The sequence below is a fragment of the bacterium SCSIO 12844 genome, assembly GCA_024397935.1.
Taxonomy (GTDB): Bacteria; Pseudomonadota; Gammaproteobacteria; order Francisellales; family Francisellaceae; genus M0027.
In genome coordinates, this window is sequence record CP073743.1 from 2815806 (window position 1) to 2842108 (window position 26303).

At 33.3% G+C, this 26303-nt stretch carries 26 protein-coding genes; 10 read left to right on the forward strand and 16 right to left on the reverse strand.

The annotated features are described in order from the left end of the window. The first annotated feature begins 120 nt into the window (after positions 1–120). The 6 genes from ribF to KFE69_12385 all read left to right on the forward strand — a co-directional run bounded on the left by ribF (position 121) and on the right by KFE69_12385 (position 10440). Positions 121–1089, forward strand: coding sequence for a bifunctional riboflavin kinase/FAD synthetase (ribF, locus tag KFE69_12360; GenBank protein ID UTW42264.1), 969 nt, complete (start codon positions 121–123; stop codon positions 1087–1089). Then, on the forward strand, positions 1086–3902 hold the full coding sequence (gene ileS, locus KFE69_12365) for an isoleucine--tRNA ligase (protein UTW42265.1): 2817 nt from the start codon (positions 1086–1088) through the stop codon (positions 3900–3902). Before ribF ends, ileS begins: the two co-directional genes overlap by 4 nt. Beyond that, positions 3895–4395 carry a lipoprotein signal peptidase gene (locus KFE69_12370; GenBank protein UTW42266.1) on the forward strand — a complete coding sequence of 167 codons (501 nt, stop codon included), beginning with the start codon at positions 3895–3897 and terminating at the stop codon, positions 4393–4395. The genes ileS and KFE69_12370 overlap by 8 nt, the downstream gene beginning before the upstream one ends. A 153-nt stretch (positions 4396–4548) precedes the next feature. Then, positions 4549–6012, forward strand: a complete 1464-nt coding sequence (locus KFE69_12375; GenBank protein ID UTW42267.1) for an LbtU family siderophore porin — start codon at positions 4549–4551, stop codon at positions 6010–6012. A gap of 178 nt (positions 6013–6190) precedes the next feature. Beyond that, positions 6191–7378, forward strand: coding sequence for an efflux RND transporter periplasmic adaptor subunit (locus KFE69_12380; protein UTW42268.1), 1188 nt, complete (start codon positions 6191–6193; stop codon positions 7376–7378). Between the two features lie 5 nt (positions 7379–7383). Next, the gene (locus KFE69_12385; GenBank protein UTW42269.1) at positions 7384–10440 is read left to right on the forward strand and encodes an efflux RND transporter permease subunit; all 3057 of its coding nucleotides are present in this window, start codon (positions 7384–7386) and stop codon (positions 10438–10440) included. A 6-nt stretch (positions 10441–10446) separates the two neighbouring features. Here the strand turns inward: KFE69_12385 and KFE69_12390 are convergent, their stop codons facing one another. The 4 genes from KFE69_12390 to KFE69_12405 all read right to left on the reverse strand — a co-directional run bounded on the left by KFE69_12390 (position 10447) and on the right by KFE69_12405 (position 14686). Further along, positions 10447–11649 carry a beta-lactamase family protein gene (locus KFE69_12390; GenBank protein UTW42270.1) on the reverse strand — a complete coding sequence of 401 codons (1203 nt, stop codon included), beginning with the start codon at positions 11647–11649 and terminating at the stop codon, positions 10447–10449. A 72-nt stretch (positions 11650–11721) separates the two neighbouring features. Beyond that, entirely contained in the window at positions 11722–12507 is a 786-nt protein-coding gene (locus KFE69_12395; GenBank protein UTW42271.1) for a hypothetical protein, read from the reverse strand. Positions 12508–12633: 126 nt separating this feature from the next. After that, positions 12634–13857, reverse strand: coding sequence for a hypothetical protein (locus tag KFE69_12400; protein ID UTW42272.1), 1224 nt, complete (start codon positions 13855–13857; stop codon positions 12634–12636). 151 nt (positions 13858–14008) lie between these two features. Beyond that, complete coding sequence (locus tag KFE69_12405) at positions 14009–14686, reverse strand: cyclic nucleotide-binding domain-containing protein (GenBank protein UTW42273.1); 678 nt, start codon at positions 14684–14686, stop codon at positions 14009–14011. A gap of 185 nt (positions 14687–14871) precedes the next feature. On the opposite strand from KFE69_12405, the gene KFE69_12410 reads away from it, so the two are divergent. After that, the gene (locus KFE69_12410; protein UTW42274.1) at positions 14872–15636 is read left to right on the forward strand and encodes a ribonuclease Z; all 765 of its coding nucleotides are present in this window, start codon (positions 14872–14874) and stop codon (positions 15634–15636) included. 7 nt (positions 15637–15643) lie between these two features. On the opposite strand, the gene KFE69_12415 is transcribed toward KFE69_12410, so the two are convergent. From KFE69_12415 to KFE69_12465, 11 genes are all read right to left on the reverse strand, one after another. Then, on the reverse strand, positions 15644–16414 hold the full coding sequence (locus KFE69_12415; protein UTW42275.1) for a hypothetical protein: 771 nt from the start codon (positions 16412–16414) through the stop codon (positions 15644–15646). A gap of 143 nt (positions 16415–16557) precedes the next feature. Continuing rightward, on the reverse strand, positions 16558–17487 hold the full coding sequence (locus KFE69_12420; GenBank protein ID UTW42276.1) for a DUF4862 family protein: 930 nt from the start codon (positions 17485–17487) through the stop codon (positions 16558–16560). 38 nt (positions 17488–17525) lie between these two features. Next, on the reverse strand, positions 17526–17951 hold the full coding sequence (locus tag KFE69_12425; protein ID UTW42277.1) for a ClpXP protease specificity-enhancing factor: 426 nt from the start codon (positions 17949–17951) through the stop codon (positions 17526–17528). Positions 17952–17959: 8 nt separating this feature from the next. Beyond that, the gene (locus KFE69_12430; GenBank protein ID UTW44077.1) at positions 17960–18550 is read right to left on the reverse strand and encodes a glutathione S-transferase N-terminal domain-containing protein; all 591 of its coding nucleotides are present in this window, start codon (positions 18548–18550) and stop codon (positions 17960–17962) included. A gap of 161 nt (positions 18551–18711) precedes the next feature. After that, complete coding sequence (rpsI, locus tag KFE69_12435; protein ID UTW42278.1) at positions 18712–19107, reverse strand: 30S ribosomal protein S9; 396 nt, start codon at positions 19105–19107, stop codon at positions 18712–18714. 16 nt (positions 19108–19123) lie between these two features. Further along, positions 19124–19555: a 50S ribosomal protein L13 gene (gene rplM, locus KFE69_12440; protein UTW42279.1), complete on the reverse strand. Its 432-nt coding sequence runs from the start codon at positions 19553–19555 to the stop codon at positions 19124–19126. Between the two features lie 141 nt (positions 19556–19696). Further along, positions 19697–20881, reverse strand: coding sequence for an FAD-dependent oxidoreductase (locus KFE69_12445; GenBank protein UTW42280.1), 1185 nt, complete (start codon positions 20879–20881; stop codon positions 19697–19699). Between the two features lie 3 nt (positions 20882–20884). Next, on the reverse strand, positions 20885–21904 hold the full coding sequence (locus KFE69_12450; protein UTW42281.1) for a tRNA pseudouridine(13) synthase TruD: 1020 nt from the start codon (positions 21902–21904) through the stop codon (positions 20885–20887). Then, positions 21897–22298: a DUF1043 family protein gene (locus KFE69_12455; protein ID UTW42282.1), complete on the reverse strand. Its 402-nt coding sequence runs from the start codon at positions 22296–22298 to the stop codon at positions 21897–21899. The genes KFE69_12450 and KFE69_12455 overlap by 8 nt, the downstream gene beginning before the upstream one ends. Before the next feature lie 165 nt (positions 22299–22463). Continuing rightward, on the reverse strand, positions 22464–22943 hold the full coding sequence (ispF, locus tag KFE69_12460) for a 2-C-methyl-D-erythritol 2,4-cyclodiphosphate synthase (protein UTW42283.1): 480 nt from the start codon (positions 22941–22943) through the stop codon (positions 22464–22466). Then, positions 22940–23323, reverse strand: a complete 384-nt coding sequence (locus tag KFE69_12465) for a sulfurtransferase (GenBank protein ID UTW42284.1) — start codon at positions 23321–23323, stop codon at positions 22940–22942. Before KFE69_12465 ends, ispF begins: the two co-directional genes overlap by 4 nt. A 129-nt stretch (positions 23324–23452) precedes the next feature. Here KFE69_12465 and trxB point away from each other — a divergent pair, with 129 nt between their 5' ends. Together trxB and infA are read left to right on the forward strand one after the other, a co-directional pair. Continuing rightward, positions 23453–24412 (forward strand): thioredoxin-disulfide reductase, encoded by a 960-nt coding sequence (trxB, locus tag KFE69_12470; GenBank protein ID UTW42285.1) that lies wholly within the window; start codon positions 23453–23455, stop codon positions 24410–24412. A gap of 98 nt (positions 24413–24510) precedes the next feature. Then, complete coding sequence (infA, locus tag KFE69_12475; protein ID UTW42286.1) at positions 24511–24729, forward strand: translation initiation factor IF-1; 219 nt, start codon at positions 24511–24513, stop codon at positions 24727–24729. A gap of 76 nt (positions 24730–24805) precedes the next feature. Here infA and rpoZ read toward each other — a convergent pair whose 3' ends face one another. Beyond that, positions 24806–25018 carry a DNA-directed RNA polymerase subunit omega gene (gene rpoZ, locus KFE69_12480; GenBank protein ID UTW42287.1) on the reverse strand — a complete coding sequence of 71 codons (213 nt, stop codon included), beginning with the start codon at positions 25016–25018 and terminating at the stop codon, positions 24806–24808. Between the two features lie 200 nt (positions 25019–25218). Here rpoZ and KFE69_12485 point away from each other — a divergent pair, with 200 nt between their 5' ends. Beyond that, positions 25219–26265 carry a glycosyltransferase family 4 protein gene (locus KFE69_12485; protein UTW42288.1) on the forward strand — a complete coding sequence of 349 codons (1047 nt, stop codon included), beginning with the start codon at positions 25219–25221 and terminating at the stop codon, positions 26263–26265. Positions 26266–26303: the final 38 nt, after the last annotated feature.

Sequence of the window (26303 nt, forward strand, 5' to 3'; positions counted from 1 at the left end):
AATAAATAATTTTTTCTTTAATATTCTTTAACACAAAGATTGAAGCTTAAGATAATCTTAGTGATAATAGGTCAGTTATTAAAAACTTTAAGAAGAATAATTAAAATTAAGCAACAATCTATGCAAATTTTAAGAAAAGCTAGCCTTAGAACATTCACTAAGCCAACTGCTGTTACCATCGGTTCCTTTGATGGTATTCATAAAGGCCACCAATTTGTACTTCAAAACTTAAATAAGATAGCTCAAAGTAATAACTTAACACCTATTGTCATCTGTTTTGAACCACAGCCAAAAGAATTTTTTTTAAAAGATAAAGCACCAAAACGTTTAACAGCACTACGAGATCGAATCCAGTTGATTAAGCGCTCAGGCATTGACACCATCTTGGTCCTTAGATTCAATGAACAATTAAAAAACTTAACTGCTAAAGCATTTATTGAAACTATTTTAGTTCAAGGTGTTAATGTCAAACACATTTTAATTGGTGATGACTTTCGTTTTGGTAAAAATCAACAAGGGGATATTCAATTACTTGAATCTATAGCAGATGCTTATAACTATACGGTTGATAAGCTTGAAAGTTTTCTTTATCAAGATAAGCGAATTAGTAGCTCCATTATTCGTCAACTCATTAAAGACGGCAATTTCACTGACGCAAAGCATTATTTAGGCTACAGTTATCGAATTACGGGAAAAATTATACATGGTGACAAAAACGGCAGGAAACTTGGATTTGCAACAATCAATATTCCACTAAAACAAGCAATGGCAGTTGCTGGCGTTTATGTTGTAAAAGTGAGTATAGATGATAAGTCATACTTTGGTGTTGCCAATGTAGGCATTCGACCCACGGTAAAAGGGCTTAAACGTTTACTTGAAGTACATATATTTAATTTTAATCGATCAGTTTATCATAAAGTTGCACAAATAGAGTTTTTACATTGGCTTAGAAATGAAGTAAAATTTGCCAGTTTAGATGATTTAAAAACACAAATAGCACTTGATACTCAACAAGCACAGTCATGGTTAAATGATCATCAATACCAATTAATAGAAGAACATCAGAGAGTTAAAGAGGCAACTAAATGACCGACTATAAAGATACGCTTAATTTGCCTAACACATCATTTGCGATGCGTGGCAATCTTGCTCAAAGTGAACCAAAGCGTTTGAAACAGTGGCAAAATGATAATCTTTATCAAAAAATTGCTAACCATACAAAGGGTCGCAAACAATTCATCTTACACGATGGCCCACCCTATGCTAATGGCGATATTCACGTTGGACATGCAGTCAATAAAATTCTCAAAGACTTTATTTTAAAAGCCAAACGTTTAGATGGTTTTGATACGCCTTATATACCTGGCTGGGATTGCCATGGCCTACCGATTGAAGTTCAAATTGAGAAAAAGATTGGTAAACCTGGTGTTAAAGTTGATGCTAATAAATTTAGAGCAGAGTGCCGAAAATATGCTAAAGCCCAAGTAGAGCGTCAGAAAAAAGATTTTATTCGCCTTGGAATCTTAGGTGATTGGGAAAACCCTTATTTAACTATGGATTATACCTATGAAGCGGATATTGTTAAAAACTTAGCTAAAATTGTTAAAAATGGTCATTTAACCAAAGGATTTAAGCCTGTTCACTGGTGCTTTGATTGTAGAAGTTCATTATCTGAAGCTGAAATTGAGTATAAAGATAAAGAATCTCCTTCTATCGATGTTAAATTTAATGTTACCAATGCTCAACAATGGTCAGATGCATTAGCACTAGAATCCTTGCCTGAGCATACATCTGTCATTATTTGGACGACAACACCTTGGACATTACCTGCAAACCAGGCAATTACCTTTGGTCGCGATATTGATTATGTTTTAATTGAACTAGCTAATACCAATGAAGCAATTATTGTTGCTAAGCCTTTATATACAGAAGTTTTAGATCGTTGTGGTATTGACCAATATCATATTAAAGCTCAATTTAAAGGAAGTATATTTGAAGGCTTATCCGTTAAACATCCTTTCTATGATAAAACCGTACCACTACTTGAAGCAGAACATGTGACAACCGATTCCGGAACAGGCCTTGTACACAATGCATCAGCCCACGGTGCTGAAGACTTTGTAATTGGAGAAAAAAATAACTTAAAACTTGAAAATCCAGTTGGCGCTAATGGCTGCTATATTCAAGGTACTGAATTATTTGAAGGTCAATTTATCTTTAAAGCCAATAATCATATTATCGATGTCTTAGCCGAAAAAGGCAACTTACTACATGCTGATGCCACTGTTCATAGTTACCCGCATTGTTGGCGACATAAGTCACCTGTCATCTTTAGAGCAACACCGCAATGGTTTATCAGTATGGATAAAAAAGATCTACGTACTCAAACATTAGAAGCGGTTAAAGATATTAAGTGGCTGCCTACATCCGGTGAAAAACGTTTTAGAAGTATGATTGAATCTCGTCCAGACTGGTGTATTTCTAGACAACGTACGTGGAATACGCCAATTGCTTTATTCGTCCATAAAGATACGGGGGAACTACACCCAAATACCAATGACATCTTTGATCAAGTAATTAAGAAAATTGAGCAAGGTGGTATTGAGGCTTGGTTTAACAGTGATGATGCTGAGTTTATTGGCAGTGATACGGATACTTATGTACGCTCAAGCGATACACTTGATGTTTGGTTTGATTCAGGTAGCTCAAATTACTGTGTTGTTGAAAAAAGACCAGAATTAAGCTTTCCAGCTGATTTATATTTAGAAGGTTCTGACCAACATCGAGGCTGGTTTCAAACATCCATGTTAACCTCAATAGCAAGAGAGGGTATAGCACCTTACAAGCAAGTTATTACGCATGGCTTTACCGTAGATAAAGATGGTAGAAAGATGTCTAAATCACTTGGTAATGTCATAGCACCTCAAGAAATTGTCCAAGAATTAGGTGCTGATATTTTAAGGCTTTGGACGGCATCTGTTGATTATCAAACTGAGATGACCATTTCAAAAGAGATATTAAAGCGCACTTCAGATACTTATCGTCGTATTCGCAATACAGCGCGCTTTTTATTAGCCAACCTTCATGGGTTTAATCCTCAAGAAGATCAAGTTGATTTTAATGATATGGTTGAACTAGATAAATGGGCTGTAGCAAGAACCTCACAATTACAAAAAGAAATTATTCAAGCTTATGAAAACTACCAATTCCATCATATTACTCAATTAATTCATCATTTCTGTTCTATTGAGATGGGTAGTTTTTATTTAGATATTATTAAAGATCGACAATATACTACCAAAGAAAATAGCTTAGCTCGACGCTCTGCACAAACTGCAATGTATCATATCATTCAAGCACTGGTGCGTTGGATTAGTCCAATCTTAAGTTTTACTGCTGATGAAATTTGGCAAGCCATACCAGGAGAAAAACTAGAGTCAGTCTTTTTAAGTCAATGGTATGAAAATTTATCTGACTTTGATGATAACACCGCAATTGATTTAAATTTCTGGCAAGAGATTATGCCACTTCGTGATAAGGTAAATGTATTAATTGAAAAGAAGCGCAATCAACAATTAATCGGTTCATCACTTGAAGCACAAGTTACCCTTTATGCCAATGGCACACTATATGAGAAATTATTAACCTTAAAAGATGAACTTCGATTTGCATTAATTACATCAAGCGCCATTGTTAAGCCGCTTTCAGAATCACCTCAGACACTTGATGTATCTGAAATTGATGGTTTAAAAATTGAAGTTACTGCTATAAACTACCCTAAATGCCAGCGCTGCTGGCACAGAAGAGAAGATGTTGGTAGTAACCCAGAATTTCCAGATATCTGTAGCCGCTGTGTAACGAATATTGTATCTGAAACTGGAGAAGTTCGTCATTATGCCTAATCAAAATAAAGGGCAATTACGTTGGTTATGGGTTTCAGCTTTAATGCTTGTAATGGACTTTACAACCAAGCTCTATGCTTTACAGCATCTCACCTACAATGAACCTGTAAAAGTCTTGCCATTTCTAAATATTACATTAGCTTTTAATCGTGGCGCTGCATTTAGTTTTTTAGCTTATGAGGATGGTTGGCAGCTGTGGTTTTTTTCAAGTATTGCAATCATTGTCGCTATCGTTATTTTATATTGGTTAACACAAGTCCCTAGAAATCGTAACCTACAAGCGATCTCACTCTGTTTGATTTTATCGGGTGCAATTGGTAACGTTTTTGATCGAATTAATTATGGCTATGTGATTGATTTTATCGATCTGCATTATAAAAGTTATCACTGGCCAACATTCAATATTGCCGACTCTGCTATTTGTATTGGGGCCTTTTTCTTTGTTATATCTTCAATTTTTTGCCGCAAAAAAGAAAAAAATAAAACCAACTAAAAAAATTTAAAAATATATTACTTTATGGTGTTTTCAATCATACTTTCTCATGATAGTATCGTAAATCTGCCTTTCATTAAACATGATGAAACTCATCTGAAAGGTTAAGAAAAGTACAGTATTGATTTAAAACGGTCCAAGGGAGAAATCTTTATGTTTAAACGGAGTGTCGTCTCTGTCTCTACAGCAATCACAACTGCAATTATCGGGCAAACATCATTTGCTCAGACTCAAGAGAATCAAAGCACACAAATGGTTGAAGTATCTGCAGCTGATCTTCAAGCATTAAAAGCACAAATTACAGCTCTAACTAAAAAAGTTGACAAGCTAGAAGCAAATCAACAGCACCAAGCTAGTGAAGTAGTCATAACAGAGCAAGGCTTATCAACTCAGTCAAATCACGGTAAACCCCATGTTCATACTGTTACACATACTTCAACAGACAAATCGACAAATGAAGAAGACTCTACTCGACCTCAGCCTTTATTTAGAGGTGAGCATGTCTATATTGAAAGTGATGCAGAGTATGACGATACACTACTTGAACAATTGTCCTCTTCTCAAATGCCACTAGGCACCTTAAAATTACAAGAGCGCTTCCATCAACCTTCACTAGTTCTAGGTGGCTCGATTGAAGCTGATGTTCAAGGCTGGTGGGGAGATCAAACAAGTGCCCAGAATGCAAGTGGAAAAACAGTTACTTATGGTAATGGTGCTAGTGCCTCAATTACGACAGCTAATCTCGATTTATTAGCGAATGTTAATGAATGGGTACAAGGCTATATTACCTTAGCTGGTACTGAAAATGGTGTTGGCATTGATAATGCCTTTATTAATTTTGGTAATTTAAGCCAATTCCCATTTTTTGCCTCTGTCGGTAAAAACCGCCCACCGTTAGGTTCTTTTGGCGGCGGCGGTGTCTGGGCAAGTAGTATTGGCACCATGCTATTTAGACCAACCAAATTAACTAATGTGACTGTAGGTTATAATCATGACGGTTTAACAACCTATTTAGCTGGCTGGAGAAATAATTCTAGCCATAATAGCGATGATGCTACATCAACAATGAACGAATATAACTTTGTTTATAGTGCTTTCTATACAGCCAATATCACCAAAAAGCTTGCTTATAGTGTTAATGGTGGCTATATGAACAATATTATTGGTTCGGGTGCTGGCGCTGATGGTATTAAGAGTCTTGATGGCGGACAAAGCACTGACAGAAATCCAGTTCTAAACTTTGAAGGCTCATTAACTTATGATGACTATGGTTTATATGCTGGTATTGCAAGTACCTTATTTAAGCGTGACTACTCTGATCATGAAAGAGCTGGCACTTGGTATGTTCAAGGTGTTTACTCGCCTGATCTTTACGGCATACCAACAACGTTTGCCTTAAGTTATAATGGAGCTTATCATACGCAAAACTTTACAGGCATTGTCAATGGCGATGCCATTAACGAAATTGAAATCACCGGGCCTAAACAAGAAGTCATTGCCTATGTCCAATCAGAAGTATTAACCAATGTTTATCTAACGCTTGAATACGCTTGGTTACAAACTTATAATAATGGCAAAGGTAATACCATTACAGGTGATGCAACGATTTATTTCTAAATAAATCTTACATCACTTAGTCCTACTATTTTTATATCTTCCTATACTTATATACCCATTATTGATTTTAATGATTGATTAATTACAGTCTTATCCCTACGCATCAAGCAATATTTACTGATATAATTATTGCTATACGAATAACACATATTATTAAAACCATTCGGAATCATATTATATGAGGCAAATAAGTATTAAACGATTGTATATTCTTTTCTATCTATCCATTAGCTGGTTATTATTTAGTAATACAAGCTATGCCAATATCCAAAAACCAATTAGTGTTAATATCGCTAAGGCAACTATGATCACCGTACCAGAAGAGATTAATGCCGTTGGTCATATTCAAGCAATCCAACAAGTAAATTTAAGCTTTGGTAATGATGGCAAGCTTACTGAAAAGTATTTTAATAATGGTGATCGCGTATTAAAAGGTGAAGTCATTGCTAAGTTAGATACCACTCAAGATGAAGCAGATTTACAATCATTACAAGCAAAATTAAATATTGCTCAACAAACCTATCAACGAATGCAAATTTTAGCAAAGTCAGGTGCCGTATCAAAAGAAACACTTGATCAAAAAAAAGCCATCCTAGTTGAAGCACAAACAGAACTTGATAAACAAAAAAATGAACTACAAGATGATATTCTAGTTGCACCATTTTCCGGTGTTTTAAGTAGCTTCCAATATGATGTTGGTGCCTATATCACATCGGGTACAACGCTTGTACAATTAACACAACAAGCACCTGTTAAAGTTGACTTTTCAATTCCGGCAGATCTAAAACCTAAAATTGCACTTGGTGATCAAGTATTAGTTAGCTCTTCAATCTATCCTAAAAAAAGATTTCATGGTGTTGTAAGCTACCTATCGCCTACCATTAATAGTGCAACTGGCACTATCGCACTAGAGGCAAATATTGCGAATAAAAATTATCTATTAACCCCTGGCATGTTTGTCGATGTCTCTCAATTAATCAATTCAGATAGAAAAATATTAACCGTACCAGATACAGCCGTTCAAGCTGATCAAAATGGCCAATTTGTATTTGTTGTTAATAAAAATAATACGGTTAAAAAAGTCTATATTAAACAAGGCATAGTGAGAAATGGCTGGTCACAGATTTTAAGTGGTATTCAAAGTGGTACAAATGTTGTTAGCATCGGTGCATTTAAGTTAATAGATGGCGATCATATTACCGTCTCTAAAATATCACCACCACCTACAAGCAAACATTCACTACTGCCTCATATTGAGCATAATGCTACTGATGCTACAATAATACCCAATCAAAAACATGATGCTAATGAAGAGCAACCAACGAATAATACGCCAAGTACCCAACAACCAAATCAAAAGAATTAACGCTTATGAAGCTTTCTGAAATTTGTATTGAACGTCCTGTATTTGCTGCTGTATTAAGCTTATTAATTATTGTGTTAGGCTTAGTTGGTTTTAGCTATCTTGAAACCCGTTATTTTCCAAAAATAGAAGAAAACACAGCTTCTGTATCAATTAGTTACTCTGGTGCAAGTCCCTCACTAATGCAAACTAGCATTACCATCCCTGTTGAAAATGCGATCTATTCTGTTGATGGTTTAAAATCAATGACATCAACAAGTGCCTATGGAAGCACAACAATTAATCTCACCTTTTATCCAAACACCAATATGACAAAGGCTGTTGGTGATGTTAGAGATGCTATTGCAAGCATCACTGCACAACAACTACCACCGGATGCAGATACGCCTACAATTAGCACCGATGGTGTTGAACGCCCTGTATTAAATATTGGATTTATCGACAACCAATTAACACCAGCACAAATCAATGATTATGTTTCACAATATATTGTGCCACAGTTTCTTGAAATTCCAGGTATGGGTGCAGCATGGACTTATGGCGCAAGTAGTTATGCAATGCGTATCTGGCTTAATCCAGAAAAAATGGCAGCTTTAGGCATTACTGTCTCTGATGTACAAAATGTGCTTAATAGCAATAATATTTCCTTCTCAGGTGGTAGTATCCAAGGCAAAAGCCGAAATTTCTCAATTGTTTCAGATACTGATTTAAAAACACCTGAACAATTCAAAAGAATGATTATAAAAACAACTAACAATCAAATCGTTCGCCTAGGTGATATTGCAGATGTGCAACTTGGTAGTCGTAGCTTAATTGACTCACCCATGCGTATTAATGGTAAAAATGCAATTGACCTTGAATTAAGACCTACAGATCAAGCCAACCCAATTAACGTTGCTGATTTATCTAAAAATGTAATGAAAAAAGTACAGTCTAAATTGCCTAAAGATATGACGATGTTTATTACCTATGATCAGTCAACTTTTCTACTACATTCTATTGATGACAGTTATAAAACATTAATCGAAGCCATTCTACTTGTGATGCTGGTTGTTTTTGTATTTTTGGGCTCAATACGCGCATCTTTTATTCCCATTGTCACCATACCTATCTGTGTTATTGGTGCATTTGGTATTATGTTATTATTTGGTTTTTCGATTAATGTGATTACCCTTTTAGCAATTATTTTAGCTATCGGCCTTGTGGTTGATGATGCTATTGTTATGCTTGAGAATATTCACCGTCATATTGAGATGGGCAAACCACCTAAAATTGCTGCCATTGAAGGTAGTAAAGAAATTGGCTTTTCAATTATTGCAATGACATTAACATTAGCTGCTGTTTATGCACCAATTGGTTTTTCTAGTGGCTTTACTGCTGCTGTTTTTAGAGAGTTTGCTTTTACACTAGCTGGTGCTGTTGTCATTTCAGGCTTTGTTGCATTAACTGCCTCACCTATGATGTGTTCTTTAATCCTACGCTCAAAGCAGAAAGAGTCAAAAATTGAACGCTTACTTGAACGAATATTTGAACGTGTAAACCAAAGCTATCAACGCTTACTCAGCCAAGCATTAAAAATACGTTACTGGATTGTTGGCATATTAGTTGGACTTGCTTTTATCGGTTATGCACTCTATAACATCACACCACAGTCTTTTATTCCTAAAGAAGATATTGGTTACTTTACTGCTTCAATTACATCACCCCCAGGTGCTACTGTCCCTTATACCAATTATTATATGGAGCAATTAGAAAAACATGTTTATCAAAAAAATAAGGATATATTAAGTAATGCAGCATTTATATTCTCTGGTAGCGCTGATAACTTTGTTACGATGAAACCTTGGGGCATTAGAGATCAATCAACTTTTGATGTAATCAAAGAACTAACACCATTGGTAGATAGTATCCCTGGTATTAAAACAAATTTTTCAATTCCAGACCCTGTAAGCTTTGGCTCTGATACCGATAGCTCAGATATTATTGTCTATATTATGAGTTTAGGTAATTATAATTCTTTACTTAAATCTTCAGATAAAATTACCCACGCATTTAAACAATTACCAGCGCTTATAAATGTTGATAATAGCCTTAAATTTAATAATTATGTTTATCAGATTTCATTTAAGCGCAATCAAGCAGCTATGGTTGGAGTTAACCCTCAAGATATTGCCGATACATTTAGTTTACTGATGAGCGGTAAGCACATTACCAACGTTTTAACACCGACAACAACCTACCCTGTTATTGTACAAATGAATTTAAAAGATTTAAGAACATTTGGCAGTCTAAATAAAATCTATGTCCCAAGTAAAACTAATCAAATGATACCGCTTGCTAATCTCGTTAATTTTGACACAAGCATCCGTCAAAGCAGTTTACTACGCTATAACCGCATGAATGCTGCTAAAATATCTGCAAATCTTGCACCAGGTTACAGCTTATCTGAAGCTCAAAGTGAAATTGCTAAAGTATTAGCCCAAGACTTAAAACCCAATGAACGTTCTACCTATGGTGGTAGGCTACAAGCTTATTTAGACTCAGCTGGCACAATGGTTGGGTTATTTGCGTTAGCTATTGTATTTATTTACCTGGTTTTAGCAGCACAATTTGAAAGTTTTGTTGACCCATTTATTATTCTTCTAACCGTACCTTTATCAATTGTTGGTGCATTAATTACCATCTTATTAATTGGTGGCAGCTTAAATCTATATACCAATATTGGCTTAATAACACTTGTTGGTTTAATTAGTAAACATGGTATCTTAATTACACAGTTTTCAAATGAGTGTTTAAATAAAGGCCTTAGCTTAAAAGAGGCGGTTATTAAAGGTGCTGTGATTCGACTAAGACCCATTCTTATGACAACCTTTGCTATGGTTTTAGGCTCAATTCCTTTAGCACTTGCTTCAGGCCCAGGCTCAATTAGCAATTCACAAATTGGTGCGATTATCGTTGGTGGCTTATTATTCGGTACATTATTTTCATTATTTATTGTGCCAGTTGCTTATCTTTTATTATCTCCATTAGATCACAAAAAACGTCGTTTAATGAGATTAAAATAGACTAATTTATGATTGGCAATTAAGTGATGGATCTTGTTTAAGCAATCCTTGATAAACATTCACAACTAAATTATGCAAATGATCATTTTCGCCATTTGTTGCACTATTAATTGTTGCAGCAATAATAACTTGATTACACGGAATATAAATATACATTGACCTAAAACCTAATGTTTCACCTTCATAGAACCAGATACGCCCTAAACCTTCACGATAAGACTGAATAACGCCTAATCCAAATCCACCAGGATCACCTTTTGTTACTTCTTTTATTTTTTTACCTGTTTTTGTAGAGACAAGTGATGTTAGTGCTGTACGTTGTTGCGTATTTAAAAATGACCGATCAATAAATAATGCTCTTACCCAATGAACAATATCCACTGCATTAGAAACAACTGCACCTGCAGCGCCAGCCCATGATAAATTATTATTATAGATATCCACACCAACTAGTTCAGGGTTATCATATTGGTTATAACCGTAACCATGTACAAGTGCTTGCTCTTTGGCAATTTTTAAATCAGGCAATGGATAGTAGGTATACTTAAGATTTAGTGGTTTTATAATATCTTTTAATATTAGTGCTTGCAGAGATTGACCTGTCTTATCTTCTACTGCTAATCCAGTAAGTAAATAACCCGTATTTGAATAATAGTAACCGCCTTTTAGTGGTGGGTTAAACTGTGCTTTAGGATAAACTATATTAATCAACTCTTTTGCTTTCCAGTGATAGGCAAGATCTTTGGTATCTGTATAATTAAATGTCGGTGAATCTGAATAATTAGGTAAGCCACTAGACATATTTAAAAGTTTTTCTACACTAATTGAACCCCATTTTTGATACTCTGGGAAAAATTCACCAACTGTACTAGTTAAAGTAATACCATCATCTTTTGATTTTAATACAATAGCTGCTAGATAAGATTTGGTAATACTACCAATTTGAAATAAAGAATTTTCATCAACTTTTTGACTATTTGGTTGATGAGATTCATTACCAATATAAACACTTTCAATGGGTTTATTCTTAATACCTACAGCTAGTCCAACACCACTGAAGTATTCAGCATCTTTATACTGATTATAATACTGTTGTATATTTTCATTTAGGATATGCTGTGTTGATTTTGTATTGACTACATCATTAGCATAGCTTACCCCTATCATAGATAATACACCAATAGATAAGATAAGTTTTAGATTAATCATTATCATTCCTTGATTAAATTAGCTTAATATATATTCTAAAGCAATATCAATAAGTGGCAACTAAGTTTTAAATTAAGCCCAGCATTGCATAAAATAGTCATAACATTTTAATATAGTTGATACCCGATCTTTCGTACCAAGTTTATCCTTTAAATAAGTAAAATAATCATCTACTGTTCTAACCGATAAGCCTAACCCTTTTGCAATCGATTTTGATGATAAATCATCGGCTTGGGCTAAATATTTAGCAAAGTGATATTGTTTTAGTGATAATTCTGGCTGTTGCATCTGAATTACTTTCAATGCCTTTTCATCTAGTTTTGCCATTTGATAATCAAAATCAGCACGTAAAAACGAAAATTTCTCCCAAAGTGCAGACATCTGAGCAATAATAGAAGCAATATTATCTAAGTTTTCAAGCGATTTTTTTCTATCTTTTAATGTCTGTTGTATCATATAGCCTTTATCATATGTTAGTGCTAAGCAAATATAAGTATTACGACTAATGCATTTTGATATAGTAATGCCATTACCGCCTTGACCATAGACTTTATGATCGATAAGTCCCTGCCCCCAGACTCTATCTTCTGGTTTTCGAAGCAAAAATTTATCTACTTCACTCATAACACCTGGAATCAAATCATAGCTTTCAGGATACAAAGATGGGTGTTTATAATAATTTTCATCAGAGAATAAATCATAATAGAGATTAATATGGCGAATCGGTATTGGGATAATCGCAATTTTCTGATCAGATGTCAAACAAAAATGCATCATATCGCATTGAAAATAATCAATTATACCCTTAATTTTCCTAGATAAATTCCAAGGTATATTACTTTCATCGTATGCAATCATAGACTATTCGCTCCAAATTTAAGTCAATAAGAAATAATTTATTATTAGAATAATGTCTGATTATTCTACATAAGTCATTGGTGAAATGCAATCTTAATTACAATTTATGTAACTATATATTAGTTTTTAGCTTAGCTTCCAATCACATAATGGTATATTTTTAAGCTGATTTTGATGATAGGCCAACACAAGCTCATTAAAATTCCCATCTAACTGCATTAATTTTTGTTTTTGCCAATCACTGAGGTTACATTTATTTTCTAAGCGTAATTGAATTATATCTATAAAATATTGATTATCAAATGAATCCACTTTTAGCTTTGCTAGTCCCGCCCTTGCCATTGGTAAAATTATTTCATTTGCCTTGTTATAAACATCATCAAACCAATAGAGATTGGCATGGATACCTTTCTGTGCTATTAGATAAAAATTACATAATATTTTTTCAAATGGTAACAATAGCCGATAGTTTGAATAACTTGAGACTATCTCATGGACTAAACCAATGTAAAATGCGGTATTAGCGACCGTATCAATCACAGAAGGGGCTGCTGATAATACTCTATTTTCTATTCCTAAATGAAGCTTGTTGTCATTATTTGTATCAATTACTGGCCTATTCCAACGCCAAACTGTACCATTATGATACTTCAAATGCCAAAATGGATCTTCTGATTCTAAATTAAGATCACATAAAAGTGGTAAATGCTGAATATTTTCTCGATATAACTCAAGAAATGAGCCTTCTAAATAGCCATCACCTAAAAATACCCTTGGACAATGACCACGCCTAATTAAAAAGTTAAGATGCTCAAAAATAGCAATTCGACTTTCATGCCATAATTCATGTGATAAGAAATATAAGGAGTTAGATGATATCGCAATTAAAATAGCTGATGCAATTAAAGATGCATTATAGTAATCTACATAATTTTTAAAAGGAACTCTTAAGTGTATATGCTGTGCGCTAGCTGCACCCATAAAATCAAGCCCATTTGATTGAAATAGCACACTTTCTTTACCCTGTATGCTCATCAGTCTATTAACATTGTAGCGATTCAAATTAATATTGTTTACAAGGTTTCTATAGCGATAGGCCTTTGTAAGATTTTTATCCGCTAAATGTTTATGTATAAATGTTGGCAAAGAACCAATACCACATAAGATACAATTATACTTTTGTACCGCTTCACTATAGGTTTGCCAATAAGTAAAAAGATACTCATCTAATAAAAAATAATCACTATTTGCTTCAACAACAGAAGATACTTCCTCTGGTACTAATAAGCACTTATCTAGCTTTTTATCAATTGCTTGTATAATTTCTAAATTTGCAAAATATGGGTTCATTTCTTGATCTAATAGACGATATTCTAGCTCAAGCCCAACATCGATTTTATCTTCATTAAAATTATGTGATTCAAAGTAATTTTTAATAAATCAGTTTCTTTGATTACTTGCTGCATATATTGCTTTTCGTTATCTTTCAACCCTTCATACCTTAGTTATTAATTACATTTAAGTTCATATTTTTAACTTTTATTACTAACTTTTCAGATACAATTGTATAAAGTAATGTATAAAGATCTGTATTTTTATCTTTTAGATGCTCTATATCTGATATTTTTAAGCAAATACATTTTACTTCCTCTATTGCCTTTACAGTTGCAATTGCTTGTGAACCTGTAAGCCATTGCATTTCACCAACAAACTGATATTTGCCAATACTTGCCACAATTCGCTTATCTTTGACGACATCACATGTGCCATTGATAACTAAGTATATTTCATTACTTCTGTCATCATCTGAGATTAAAATATCACCATTTTTAAATGTTTTATAATGCCAGTATTGTGATAGCTTATATAACTGATTAGGAGAAAATAGATGAAATACATGTTGATGTAATGCTAGTAATTCTTTATTTAACTTAACTGGTCGATTTTCAAGATACATAACACTAATTAAAGTTATATTAATAATTAATATTAAAAAATTACCTGCGGCAACAAGATATAAGTCTAATGATAAACCTGCAATAATAGAACATACACTACTAACAACAAAGATAACTCTTAAAGTTAAAGCATTTTTAAATAAAAAAGAAACCATAGCAAAAATATAAGCTAAAGTAAGAAAAATAGTAAATGTCAGATTAATAACTTCTATATTTTGCATCTTCGTTTCATTTTTTTAATAGCACATACATTTCTATTCAACGTTTTCTTTAATTTTAGAATAAATTTCACAATATTGATTTTCATTAACTATAATCAAAGTAATTTAGTTATATAAAATATTAATTTATCTAAGCTTATGATAAACAAAAAAATGACTACTATTAAGCAGACAAGAGAATTGATATGAAGCTTATATTTATTGGATCAGGATCAGCATTTATTACTGGCGAAGATAATTATAACTCGAATATGCTACTAATAGATGAAAGAACTAAAGCTAAATTATTAATAGATTGCGGCAGTGACGCCAGACACTCATTATATAAAGCTGGCTATTGTTATAACGATATTACTCATGTCTATATTAGTCATTTACACGCTGATCACTCAGGAGGTTTAGAATGGCTTGCATTAAATAATAAATTTGATCCAAAATGCGATAAAGTTAATCTATTTGCCAATGAAACTATTATCAAAGAAATGTGGCAGCACTCTCTAAAAGCAGGACTCAGCACACTGCAAAATGAACACTGCACATTAGAAACGTTCTTTAATGTATTCCCTATTGAAAGTAATGGTACTTTTACCTGGAACAAAATTGTTTTTCAAACTGTACAAACTGTACATGTTGTCTCAGGATATAATCTAATGCCAAGCTTTGGTTTAATTTTCACTATTAATAATAAAAAAATATTTATAACTACTGACACTCAATTTGCACCAGCTCAATTAATTGACCTATATAACGACGCTGATATTATCTTCCAAGATTGCGAAACTAGTACAATTAAGTCCGGTGTTCATGCTCATTTTGATGAATTAACCACTTTAGATCACAGTATCAAATCCAAAATGTGGCTTTATCATTATAATAATGGCAAGTTGCCAGATGCAGTTAAAAATGGTTTTAAAGGCTTTGTCGAAAGAGGACAAATATTTGGATTTTAATTGTCTACTATAGCCAAAAATTTTCAAAGTACTCTCGGCATTTTAAAATTGTAGAAATTCGATCTTTTGTATTTAACTTATCTTTTAAAAACAAAAAATAATCATTAACAGTTCTTGATGATATCCCTAATGCACTTGCAATTGAGAGAGATGAAAATTCATCAGCTTGCGCTAAATACTTTGCAAAATGATATTGTTTTAATGTTAAGTTAGGATGATTTAACTCAATTATTTTTAAGGCATTTGCATCTAGCTGTGCCATCTGATACTGGTTTGGATTATAAGCAAATTGTTCTAATAAATCTGGAAATTTTCTAATCTCATTATATATTTCTTTCAAGCATAATAGTGATTTTTGTTTATTATGTAAAACCTTATTAATCATATAGCTATTATCATAGCCTATAAATAACTTAACATAAGCATGTTCACTTAAAGGATGAATCACCGATATTGCATTACCACCACCTTTGTACATCTCAGATATAGCACAAGTTAATCTATCCGATTTTTGACATAATAACAGACGATCATATTCACTTAAAGTATGTGGTAACATATGATAACTATCAAGAAAAAAATTCGGATGTATATAAAGCTTTTCATCACAATACATTTCTCCATAAGAATCGAAATGTTGAATTGGAATGGGAATTAAAGAGACCTTTTCTTTTGAAATATAGTCAAATGTTATGAAATCACATTCTAAATAACTTAAAACACCTTTAAGCCTATAGGATAATATCCAAGGCATAAACCGATCATCAAACTTAATCATACTAACCCCACAATAGATTTATAATTTTGATTTGTTATAGTTAATAAATATTGCTGTTTGATTATTTTATTTATTCTAAATAACATCGAATACCGTGAAATTACGGTAAAAATACAAGGTTACTTGTTTTAGTAGAAATAAACTTAACTTAATATAGCGATACTTTTTTCAGTCATAGATAAAAGAGAATTTAAATCAAATTGTTTAACACTTGGAGATACTTTAATTCCTAAATAAGTGTTAGGTATTAATTGTTGATAGACTTTAGAGATTTCAATCTCATTTAATAAGCTATCTTTAGTGTCATCTTCATTATTTAGCTTTGGCGGCATATGACTATCCTTAAATGCGCCATAAGCACTTGATAAATTACTAGTGCAGCCAGAGAAAAAATAACCACTTAAACAATTAGATTGAGATGCGAATTTAATATGTTTTATTGCTTGCTCTATACTATGGCCTTCAATAACAGAGCGCCCCCAATTCAACATTAAACCAAAACCACCAACTTCTGTAATTGCATCAATCTCATCTTCTAATGACAAAAAGCCTTTCTCTGGCACTCTATCATTCATTTTTGCATCACAGTGCTCAATATTTAATTGGGCTAATTGCCAATCCCATTTTCTAATTTCCTCTAAAGAGTCAATTAAAGCTCGTTTTGAGCCTTTCATATGATTATGGTTTGTTGGTGCTGTTTGAAAATGAATAGCTTTTACTACCTGGCGTTGAAATAAATTATTTAATTCAGTAACTTTATGATTGATTTGATGCATTACATCAATTGCTTTTTGACGAGAAGACTCAACACTTGAAGCAAGCCCAAATGATTGATCTTCTTTTAATGACTGCATTGTAACTGGCAGTGCTGTTATAATAATCTGCCAATGATCAGGAATATTCATCTTGAGAAATTTATTTGAATAAACTGATTTATCAAATAAAAATGGATGCTCAATACCAGTAATTTTTTGATACTGACTAAGCCTTTTAAAATATTGAGACTCGAATGATTCATTAAATTGATCTAATGCCGGTGTCATTGCATAGCTTGAAAAGTAAAACGTTTTCATTACATCTACTTAACCAATCATTTATTTATTATTAATTACTAGACTAACCTTAAACCACTATTCGGAGAATTAGGATCATCATCCCCATCCTGGTTAACAGGATCTGGATTTAAGTCTTCTTCATTATCACCCTCATTAACGACCATACCATAGCCATAATCACGACCATAGAGGCCTTGACCTGTTTCCTTTGCGTATAATGCTGATATTGCCTCTAGCGGTACAAACACTTGCATTGATTCACCATCAAAAGAAGAATGAAATGAAACATACTCATCATCACAATTATAATCAACAATTGCCTCAGGTGCTAAGTTCAATAAAATCTTACCATCATCTTCAACATAATCCCAAGGTACTTCTACACCATCAAATTCTGTATCGACTAACAAATAAGGTGTAAACCCATGATCTAAAAGCCAATCATAAGTTGCATCAATTAGATAGGAACGTAACATTGCCATGATTAAAGCTAACCTCCTTTCATCATTTCAATTGATGTAATAAATGATTCGCGATCAAATATACGCTTGGCATAGTTTTTAATTGATTGTGCTTTTTCAGGTAACTGAATACCTAACTCAGGCAATCGATACAAAATTGATGCTAATGTACAATCAACAATACTGAATTCATCACTCATAAAATATTGATAACGCTTAAAAACAGGCAGCATTTCTAAAACGGCTTTCATCAAAGCAAGTTTTGACTGGTATATCGTTTTATCATCATTAGCATGTAGCGCCTGTGATAAATAAGGAATCCAGTCTCGATCAATACGTTTATTCAATAGCCTAGCCTGAGCACGTTCTATTGGAAATACGCTTAACAATGGCGGATGTGGAAAACGCTCTTCAAGGTATTCAAAAATAATTTCAGACTCATAAACAATGACATCACGATCCACTAATGTTGGTACCTGAGCATATGGGTTTAATTCCAATAATTCATCAGGCTTTTTATCTAAGTCAATCAACTTAACATCAGCGACGACCCCTTTTTCTGCTAAAACCATCATCACTCGGTGACTAAATGGACAGTTTTTACTTGCATATAACGTCATCGTTGAACGTTTATTTTGGGTTGTCATAAACTTAAAGCTCTCCCTTTGCACCTTAAACAAGATTATCATATCAAAAAAATATGAAAAAAGCTCCTAAGCTAATATGCTTAAGGAGCTTTAATGATTATATAATAAAATATATTCCGCAATTTCCAAAAAAATTAACGTTTAGAGAATTGTGGACGTCTACGTGCTTTACGCAATCCAACTTTTTTACGCTCAACACAACGTGCATCACGAGTTAAAAAGCCAGCTTTACGCAATGTAGGACGTAATGCCTCATCATAATCAAGTAATGCTCGAGCAATACCCAAACGAATTGCGCCAGCTTGACCACTGATTCCACCACCGTGAACATTTACTTTAATATCAACTTGATCTGTCATCTCAACTAACTCTAAAGGTTGAAGAACCACCATAGAGGCTGTTTGACGAGCTAGGTATTGATCTAGTGGTAAGTTATTAACCACGATATTACCCGAACCTTTTTTCAAGAAAACACGAGCAACTGAACTTTTACGGCGACCAGTCCCATAATTATAAACTGTATTAGACATAATAAATCATCACCTCTTAATTAATCGTTAATTCTGTTGGCTGCTGTGCCGTATGCGGATGCTCAGAACCAGCATAGACTTTCAACTTTTTAATCATTTGACGACCTAATGAGTTTTTAGGAAGCATACCTTTAACAGCTGACCTAACAACACGATCTGGATGCGTTTCAATTAATTTATCAAATGTAATTGATTTTAAACCACCAATATAACCTGTATGGCGATGGTATACTTTATCTTTACGCTTATTACCAGTTACATGAACTTTTTCAGCATTAATCACAACCACATAATCACCAATATCTACATGTGGTGTGTACTCAGGTTTATGTTTACCACGTAAATGTTTTGCAATTTCAGTGGCCATACGACCTAATGTTTTACCTGAAGCATCAACAACAAACCAGTTGCGATTTACTTGATCAGGTTTTGCACTAAACGTTTTCATCTATTAGTTACCTTACATTTGTGTTTAACTACTCAGTTTAAAATGCTCAACTTTTTGAACGCAACGATTTTAGCAGATTTAGCCAGGTAAATAAAGCTTATTAAAATCTTTTTAACAATTTTTATCAAATAAAAAAATAATCTAATTTAACTTAAGCTGTGCACTATGCGCTAAACAGTCCTCTATTGCTAAGCGTCGAAAATAATTTCCAGTTAATGAAAGCTCTTTGCCATGAAGTAGTTGTTGTAATTTATCCAATCGCTTTTTATGAGTAACTGTTAAGATTGGCACCTTGTTTTCCTTAAAAAAGGAATTGATTAAAGCTTGTTTATTCACCTTTAATAGCTGACAGATAAAATCCAAATAAGCATCTTTATTATTAAATGCATTTGCTTTGAAATGAAATACAAAGCCACGATAATCTGCATGTTCAACTACATCACGTGAAATCATAGAATAAAATGATGCATTATCTTTAGCAATTAAACCCGCTAGTACTTTAAAATGCACTAAATCTTTACGCTGAAAAATAACCCCAACACTATCAATTGTTGATAGCTTAACTTCACCTAATAAACTACTTATATCTGGCATAACTACTGATAACAGCTTACTTGCAGTTAGTACATCTGTTGCAATGGTTATATGCTTACTTTTAAATACCCCTTGATTGGTTATCACTTGCCAATGATCAGCTGATTTTTCAATCATTTTAACCGTATGATTTAATTTAATAGCAAAGTCTTTTTTTTCAACTAAGGTATCAAACAAACTTGAAATCCCTTGAAAGAGCGTAAATGAGCGTGGGTATGCATCATTACGCTTTTTTTTATTAAATAAAAATTCTGCTGGAAATTTAGCAGCATCTTGAGATAAAACGGCGTTAAAACAATCTTTTAGTACACGTTTATAATTGCCTTCGCCAAATAGTTTGCCATAATAGGATTCAACACTTTGATCAGTTTTATCCTGAAACGGCAATTTTATAACGCCATAGATAAAACTAATTGGGTTTATATAGCGAAAAAGAGTGTGAATCTGTCCTTTATCATAAATCCGAAATGGTAATTTTGTACGTTTAAGTAACTGCTCTTTTAGATTAAGTGATTCGATTAAGTCTATAACATGCGCATAAGAGTTATATAATGTATGTGCGCCCATCTCAAGCCAAAAGTCTTTTTTTTGATCTAAATAGACGCTATGGCATAAGCCTCCTGGCTTATTGTCTTTTTCTAAAACAAGTACCTGATATTTCTCTTGAGCTTTAAAATAGGCATAGCCTAAACCACTAATACCCCCACCAATAACAATGTCATCATAAATCATATGCTACTCTTTAACCAAACTACCTAGATAATCTAATACGGTCGTTGCATAACCACCTGCTGGTAGCATAAAAGTAAGTTTTAGAGTTTGACTATTAAGGTCATAATGTGCTGTTAATTTTTTAGGCATTAAAATTAGACTTCGAAAATCAAGTTCTAATTTAAATGGTTTTAGTTTTGGTGGCTCTAACCATTCAGAGCTAATTAATGCAAAAGCTTTTTCTAATACTTCTTTTGCATCATCTGTGAAAAACAGTTTACCCTTTTGACCCCATAATGGCCCCACCGGATAAGCTTGATGACTTTTAATCCTCATTTGTGCTTTGATTAAGTCTTCATTATTTGCTATCTGATAGACGCTATTTGACTGATCAAACTGCATGATATCACCTAGCAATACTTCATTTAATGGACAATATTTTCGCCGATAGTCCAAATAATGATTAAATAAATAACTGCGATAAACAGATAATAGCCATTTCTTTCTTTTTAGTGGTGGATTTACCTCTCCTTTAAACCAACGTTCTAATAGTTTAATATTTGAGTTGTCATATCCAAAACGTTGTTGAGCATAATAGTTAGGCACACCATCTGTTTTTACTGTATGAATGGCTTGTGTTAACTTTACATAATCAAGCGTTGCATTTCGAATGGTTATATTAAACCAATTACCATCATGCAGCTTGCGACGCAATTTTTTTTGGTGCTGTGCTGTTTTCAGTATGCTTATACCTTGGTGATTAAATTGTTGCCAACAAGGTTGCCGCTGGCCTGGCAAGTATAAAGAAAACCATTGCTCTGTAATTGCATATTTATCTTTCATACCTGAAAAACCAACATCTTTTGCTGGAATATTAACAAATTTGGCTAATACCTTGGCTACTTCTTCTGTATGTAAATTATTTTTTTGAATATAAACCCAGTGATGTTCGCCAGAGCCGGTAAACTCGACATTAAGTAACTCAGTTACTAAAAAGTCATCAACTAAAGATTTAAATTCACCAAGCGGGGTGATTTCAGGCATGCTCTTTACTTTCTACATAGTCTTTTGGTGGTTGTGTTGACTTTTCTTTTACGGATTCTTCTTGAGCTTTGGACGGTTTCTCATGCGTAATGCGTCCCTTTTCGCCTTCAGTTAGCTGATAGCCCCTACCGCGATACTCTAGTTCTTTCGTTACTGCATAATGATGCTCTTGCAACTCTAGCATTGCATCACTGATATTATGAATCAAGTCATCTGTTTTATGCATATGCCCTTTTAGTTTGCCATGATATTCTCGTAGCTCTTTTCGAGCATTCGATGCATCAGCTTGAAGCCTTGCCATTTTCCCTGTACTTCGTGCAATAAAAAAACCTATCACAGTGCCAATGATAAGACCTGCTACAAGGCCAATAATTATCATTACTGCTATTAACATCGCCTTTCCTTTATCTGTTTTGATTGTATGTCTATGTTTAAATCAACTTTCAATACATACATTATTTATCGTATTTACTATCAATAATTAAATTATACGCTGATTTAAGGTATTTGGTAAACTATTGGTCAAATTTATTCTTTAAATAAATAGGCTCCCTAAAGCTTACTGGTTTTGAATCAAGCACACCGCATAGACTGCAATACCTTCTTTGCGACCCACAAACCCTAAACGCTCAGTGGTAGTTGCTTTAACATTAATTTGATTGCGTTTGATATGCATTAACTCTGCCAAATAAAGACAAATTGCTTCAATATGGCTAGATAGTTTTGGCTTTTGAGCAACCACTGTAATATCAATATTATTAATTTTATAGTTATCTTTTATAAGTAATTGCATAATCTCTGTAAGAAAATAGCTACTTGATTTATTTTTATTTTTAACATCTGTATCAGGAAAGTGATAGCCAATATCACGTAAAGCTAAAGCGCCTAAAAGTGCATCACATAGTGCATGAATAATCACATCACCATCTGAATGTGCTTCTACACCTGATACTTGATCAATTTCAATACCGCCTAAAATCAGTGGTTTTGGTACTTGACTAAATTTATGTACATCATAGCCATGACCAATTCTAATCATTTATTTTCCTTAACTACATCAAAACCTGCTTTAACCCAACCTTTATATCCCTGATTCATTGAGCGTACATGCTGATAGCCCATTTTATTTAGATTTTCAGCTGCTAAAGCAGAGCGATTACCACCACCACAATATAAAATAATATCGGCATCTTTATTAGGGATTGTTTGAATAATTTTAACTTCTAACATACCTCGTGATAAATGCATAGCACCTTGAATAAACCCTTGGCTGTACTCTTCTAAATCACGCACATCAATTAATACAACATTATTTTGGCCTTGATCAATTAAGTCTTTAACATCCTCTAATTCACAAGTATCTATTCGACTTAATACATCATTAACTAAGGCTATAAATTCATCACTATGCTTCATCATTTACCCTTATATCTTTTAATTATCATAACAATATCTAAGTTATTTTATCGCAAAACACTGTACAGCTCTAATCTTTCCAAGTTAAAATTAATAATATTTTTTAAGATAAAAATTTAGGATATATAAACAATGACTGATAAAGCACATCAACATCATAAATTAATTATACTTGGCTCAGGACCTGCAGGCTACACTGCTGCTGTTTACAGCGCAAGAGCTAATTTAAACCCTGTAATTATTACCGGCATGCAACCAGGCGGTCAATTAACAACGACAACCGATGTCGATAATTGGCCAGGTGATGTTGAAGGACTACAAGGTCCAGATTTAATGAATCGCATGCAACAGCATGCTGAGCGCTTTGAAACTGAAGTGATTTATGATCACATTGATAAGGCAGAATTAAATCAACGCCCCTTTATACTCCATGGCGCTGAAACAACCTATAGCTGTGATGCATTAATTATTGCAACAGGCGCTTCTGCTAAATATTTAGGTCTTGATTCTGAAGAAAAGTTTATGGGTAAAGGTGTTTCGGCATGCGCTACCTGCGATGGCTTTTTTTACAAAAATAAAAAAGTAGCTGTGATTGGCGGTGGTAATACGGCAGTTGAAGAAGCACTTTATTTATCTAATATTGCTAGCGAAGTTGTTTTAGTTCATCGCAGAGATCAATTACGCTCAGAAAAAATTCTAATCGATCAATTTATGAAAAAAACTGAACATGGCAACATTACACCTGAATGGTTTTATGTTCTCGATGAAGTACTAGGAGATAATTTAGGTGTTACCAGCATGCGAGTTAAAAATGTTAAAACCAATGACACCAAAGAAATTAAAGTAGATGGTGTCTTTATTGCCATCGGCCATAAACCAAATACTGATTTATTTATTGATCAATTAACCATGAATAATGGTTACATTCATGTTCAGTCAGGTTTAAATGGTAATGCGACTCAAACTTCTATAGAAGGTGTCTTTGCAGCAGGTGATGTTATGGATCACATTTACCGCCAAGCAGTTACATCTGCTGGTAGCGGTTGTATGGCAGCGCTAGATGCCGAACGATTTTTAGATCAGATGAATTAAATGATTGCATTTTGTTGTACTTTCGGGCATGATTGCCACCAAAAATTGCAATTAACCCTGTTTATTTAATTTTTTTAAACATAAAGGTAAAGATTAACATGGCAAAAGAAGACCAAATTGAACTAGAAGGTACAGTAATTGAAACTTTACCAAATACCATGTTCCGTGTTGAGTTAGAAAATGGACATATTGTAACAGCACATATCTCAGGTAAAATGCGTAAAAATTATATTCGCATTCTAACTGGAGATAAAGTAACTGTTGAAATGACCCCTTATGATCTAAGTAAGGGACGAATTATTTATCGTAATAAGTAAAACACTTGTCGTTATAAAAACAAAAATTTAGTTAAATATTTTAAAATTCACAATCAAATTATTCTTTTATATATTATTAATCGTGCGGATTATCACGTAAATAAGCTTTTGTAACTTGGCCATCGGCTACTTCACGCAAAGCAACAACTGTCGGCTTATCATTATCCCATTCAACTAGTGGATCCTCACCAGATACCATTAAATGTCGCGCACGCTTTGCAGCTAATAAAACCAACTGAAAACGATTATCAACATATTCCAAACAATCTTCTACTGTGACACGAGCCATTTAAATCTCCTAAGTTAAAAATTTTTCATGAGTATATAAAAAAGTCAATTGATGCGATTTTAGACGATTTTAACTAATTTGCCAAGTATTGGTTCATTGTTTATACCAAAGGGCATTACATTTTTACTTTCTAGCATCACTTATTGCAAAGCTTATTTAATTTCATTACACTTCGAATTCAAAGTATTAAGGATAAATCGATGCAAAAAATCTATTTTATCAGAAGAACAAAAACACAATTTGGTGGTGCTGAAAATTATTTATCCCGACTGGTTGAAGCTTTAAAACTTAAAGACATACAATGCGAATTAATTTATGGTAATTTACCAAAATGGCTGCCTACCTGGCTTAAAGCATTATTATTTAATTTTAATGTCATGAAACGAAAGAAAAACAAATTCTATTTTTCACTCGAGCGTATTACTCACCCTGATGTCTACCGCGCAGGTGATGGCGTTCATAAAGTTTATATGAAATTGAAAAACTCAAAATTTAACCCAACTAATACGGTTTATTGCTATCTTGAAAAACGTTGTTTTAATAATGCCAAGCTGATCATTGCCAATTCAAATTTTATTAAAAATCAAATTATTGAAACTTACCAAATTCCAGCAAATAAAATAAAAGTCATTTATAATGGTATTGCTATAAAAAAACCAGATCATGAACTTGCTCAAAAAACACTTAAAAATGAATTTCCAATCATTGAAAACAAAAAGATTATTTTATTTGTAGGCAGTGACTTTTATAGAAAAGGGGTTGATATTTTTTTAGCCATTCTAGCTCAACTTAAAAGCGACAGTTTTCATGCCTTTGTTATTGGTAAAGATAAACAAATCAATACATACAAAAAACAAGCTGACTCACTAGGTTTAAATAAACAAGTTACATTTACAGGTTTAAGAAAAGATGTTGAGCACTTTTATGCACTCAGTGATATTTTTCTCTTTCCAACACGTTATGAACCCTTTTCAAATGTTGTACTAGAAGCGCTTGCTACAAATAATGTCACCTTTACTTCAGATTCTAATGGCGCCAGTGAAGTATTGCCTAATGACTATACTATTAATAAAAACAATCACAACATCATTGCTGAAAAAATTGATACCTTACTTAATAATAATCATTTATTAGAAGCTGAAAAACTAAAGCATAAACAAATTGCTCAATCTTTGAGCATTGAAAAAAATGCCAGTGAAACATTAAATGCTATCTTACCAATTATAACTACAACAAATAAAAACTAGAATCTCTACTACGCAGTTCTACAGCAAATACGTTATGA

Bases quoted from the DNA above. Each gene is read 5' to 3' on its own strand.
- ispF (UTW42283.1), bottom strand. From the start codon at position 22,943: ATGATTAGAATTGGTCATGGCTATGATGTACATAAATTTAGTCAAGTA.
- KFE69_12390 (UTW42270.1), bottom strand. From the start codon at position 11,649: ATGATTAATCTAAAACTTATCTTATCTATTGGTGTATTATCTATGATA.
- KFE69_12425 (UTW42277.1), bottom strand. From the start codon at position 17,951: ATGGCAATGTTACGTTCCTATCTAATTGATGCAACTTATGATTGGCTT.
- KFE69_12415 (UTW42275.1), bottom strand. From the start codon at position 16,414: ATGATTAAGTTTGATGATCGGTTTATGCCTTGGATATTATCCTATAGG.
- KFE69_12450 (UTW42281.1), bottom strand. From the start codon at position 21,904: ATGCCTGAAATCACCCCGCTTGGTGAATTTAAATCTTTAGTTGATGAC.
- KFE69_12405 (UTW42273.1), bottom strand. From the start codon at position 14,686: ATGCAAAATATAGAAGTTATTAATCTGACATTTACTATTTTTCTTACT.
- KFE69_12395 (UTW42271.1), bottom strand. From the start codon at position 12,507: ATGATTGCATACGATGAAAGTAATATACCTTGGAATTTATCTAGGAAA.
- KFE69_12485 (UTW42288.1), top strand. From the start codon at position 25,219: ATGCAAAAAATCTATTTTATCAGAAGAACAAAAACACAATTTGGTGGT.
- rpoZ (UTW42287.1), bottom strand. From the start codon at position 25,018: ATGGCTCGTGTCACAGTAGAAGATTGTTTGGAATATGTTGATAATCGT.
- KFE69_12465 (UTW42284.1), bottom strand. From the start codon at position 23,323: ATGATGAAGCATAGTGATGAATTTATAGCCTTAGTTAATGATGTATTA.
- KFE69_12375 (UTW42267.1), top strand. From the start codon at position 4,549: ATGTTTAAACGGAGTGTCGTCTCTGTCTCTACAGCAATCACAACTGCA.
- KFE69_12410 (UTW42274.1), top strand. From the start codon at position 14,872: ATGAAGCTTATATTTATTGGATCAGGATCAGCATTTATTACTGGCGAA.
- rplM (UTW42279.1), bottom strand. From the start codon at position 19,555: ATGAAAACGTTTAGTGCAAAACCTGATCAAGTAAATCGCAACTGGTTT.
- KFE69_12455 (UTW42282.1), bottom strand. From the start codon at position 22,298: ATGTTAATAGCAGTAATGATAATTATTGGCCTTGTAGCAGGTCTTATC.
- trxB (UTW42285.1), top strand. From the start codon at position 23,453: ATGACTGATAAAGCACATCAACATCATAAATTAATTATACTTGGCTCA.
- ribF (UTW42264.1), top strand. From the start codon at position 121: ATGCAAATTTTAAGAAAAGCTAGCCTTAGAACATTCACTAAGCCAACT.
- infA (UTW42286.1), top strand. From the start codon at position 24,511: ATGGCAAAAGAAGACCAAATTGAACTAGAAGGTACAGTAATTGAAACT.
- KFE69_12380 (UTW42268.1), top strand. From the start codon at position 6,191: ATGAGGCAAATAAGTATTAAACGATTGTATATTCTTTTCTATCTATCC.
- KFE69_12385 (UTW42269.1), top strand. From the start codon at position 7,384: ATGAAGCTTTCTGAAATTTGTATTGAACGTCCTGTATTTGCTGCTGTA.
- ileS (UTW42265.1), top strand. From the start codon at position 1,086: ATGACCGACTATAAAGATACGCTTAATTTGCCTAACACATCATTTGCG.
- KFE69_12420 (UTW42276.1), bottom strand. From the start codon at position 17,487: ATGAAAACGTTTTACTTTTCAAGCTATGCAATGACACCGGCATTAGAT.
- KFE69_12445 (UTW42280.1), bottom strand. From the start codon at position 20,881: ATGATTTATGATGACATTGTTATTGGTGGGGGTATTAGTGGTTTAGGC.
- KFE69_12370 (UTW42266.1), top strand. From the start codon at position 3,895: ATGCCTAATCAAAATAAAGGGCAATTACGTTGGTTATGGGTTTCAGCT.
- KFE69_12400 (UTW42272.1), bottom strand. From the start codon at position 13,857: ATGAACCCATATTTTGCAAATTTAGAAATTATACAAGCAATTGATAAA.
- KFE69_12430 (UTW44077.1), bottom strand. From the start codon at position 18,550: ATGACGTTATATGCAAGTAAAAACTGTCCATTTAGTCACCGAGTGATG.
- rpsI (UTW42278.1), bottom strand. From the start codon at position 19,107: ATGTCTAATACAGTTTATAATTATGGGACTGGTCGCCGTAAAAGTTCA.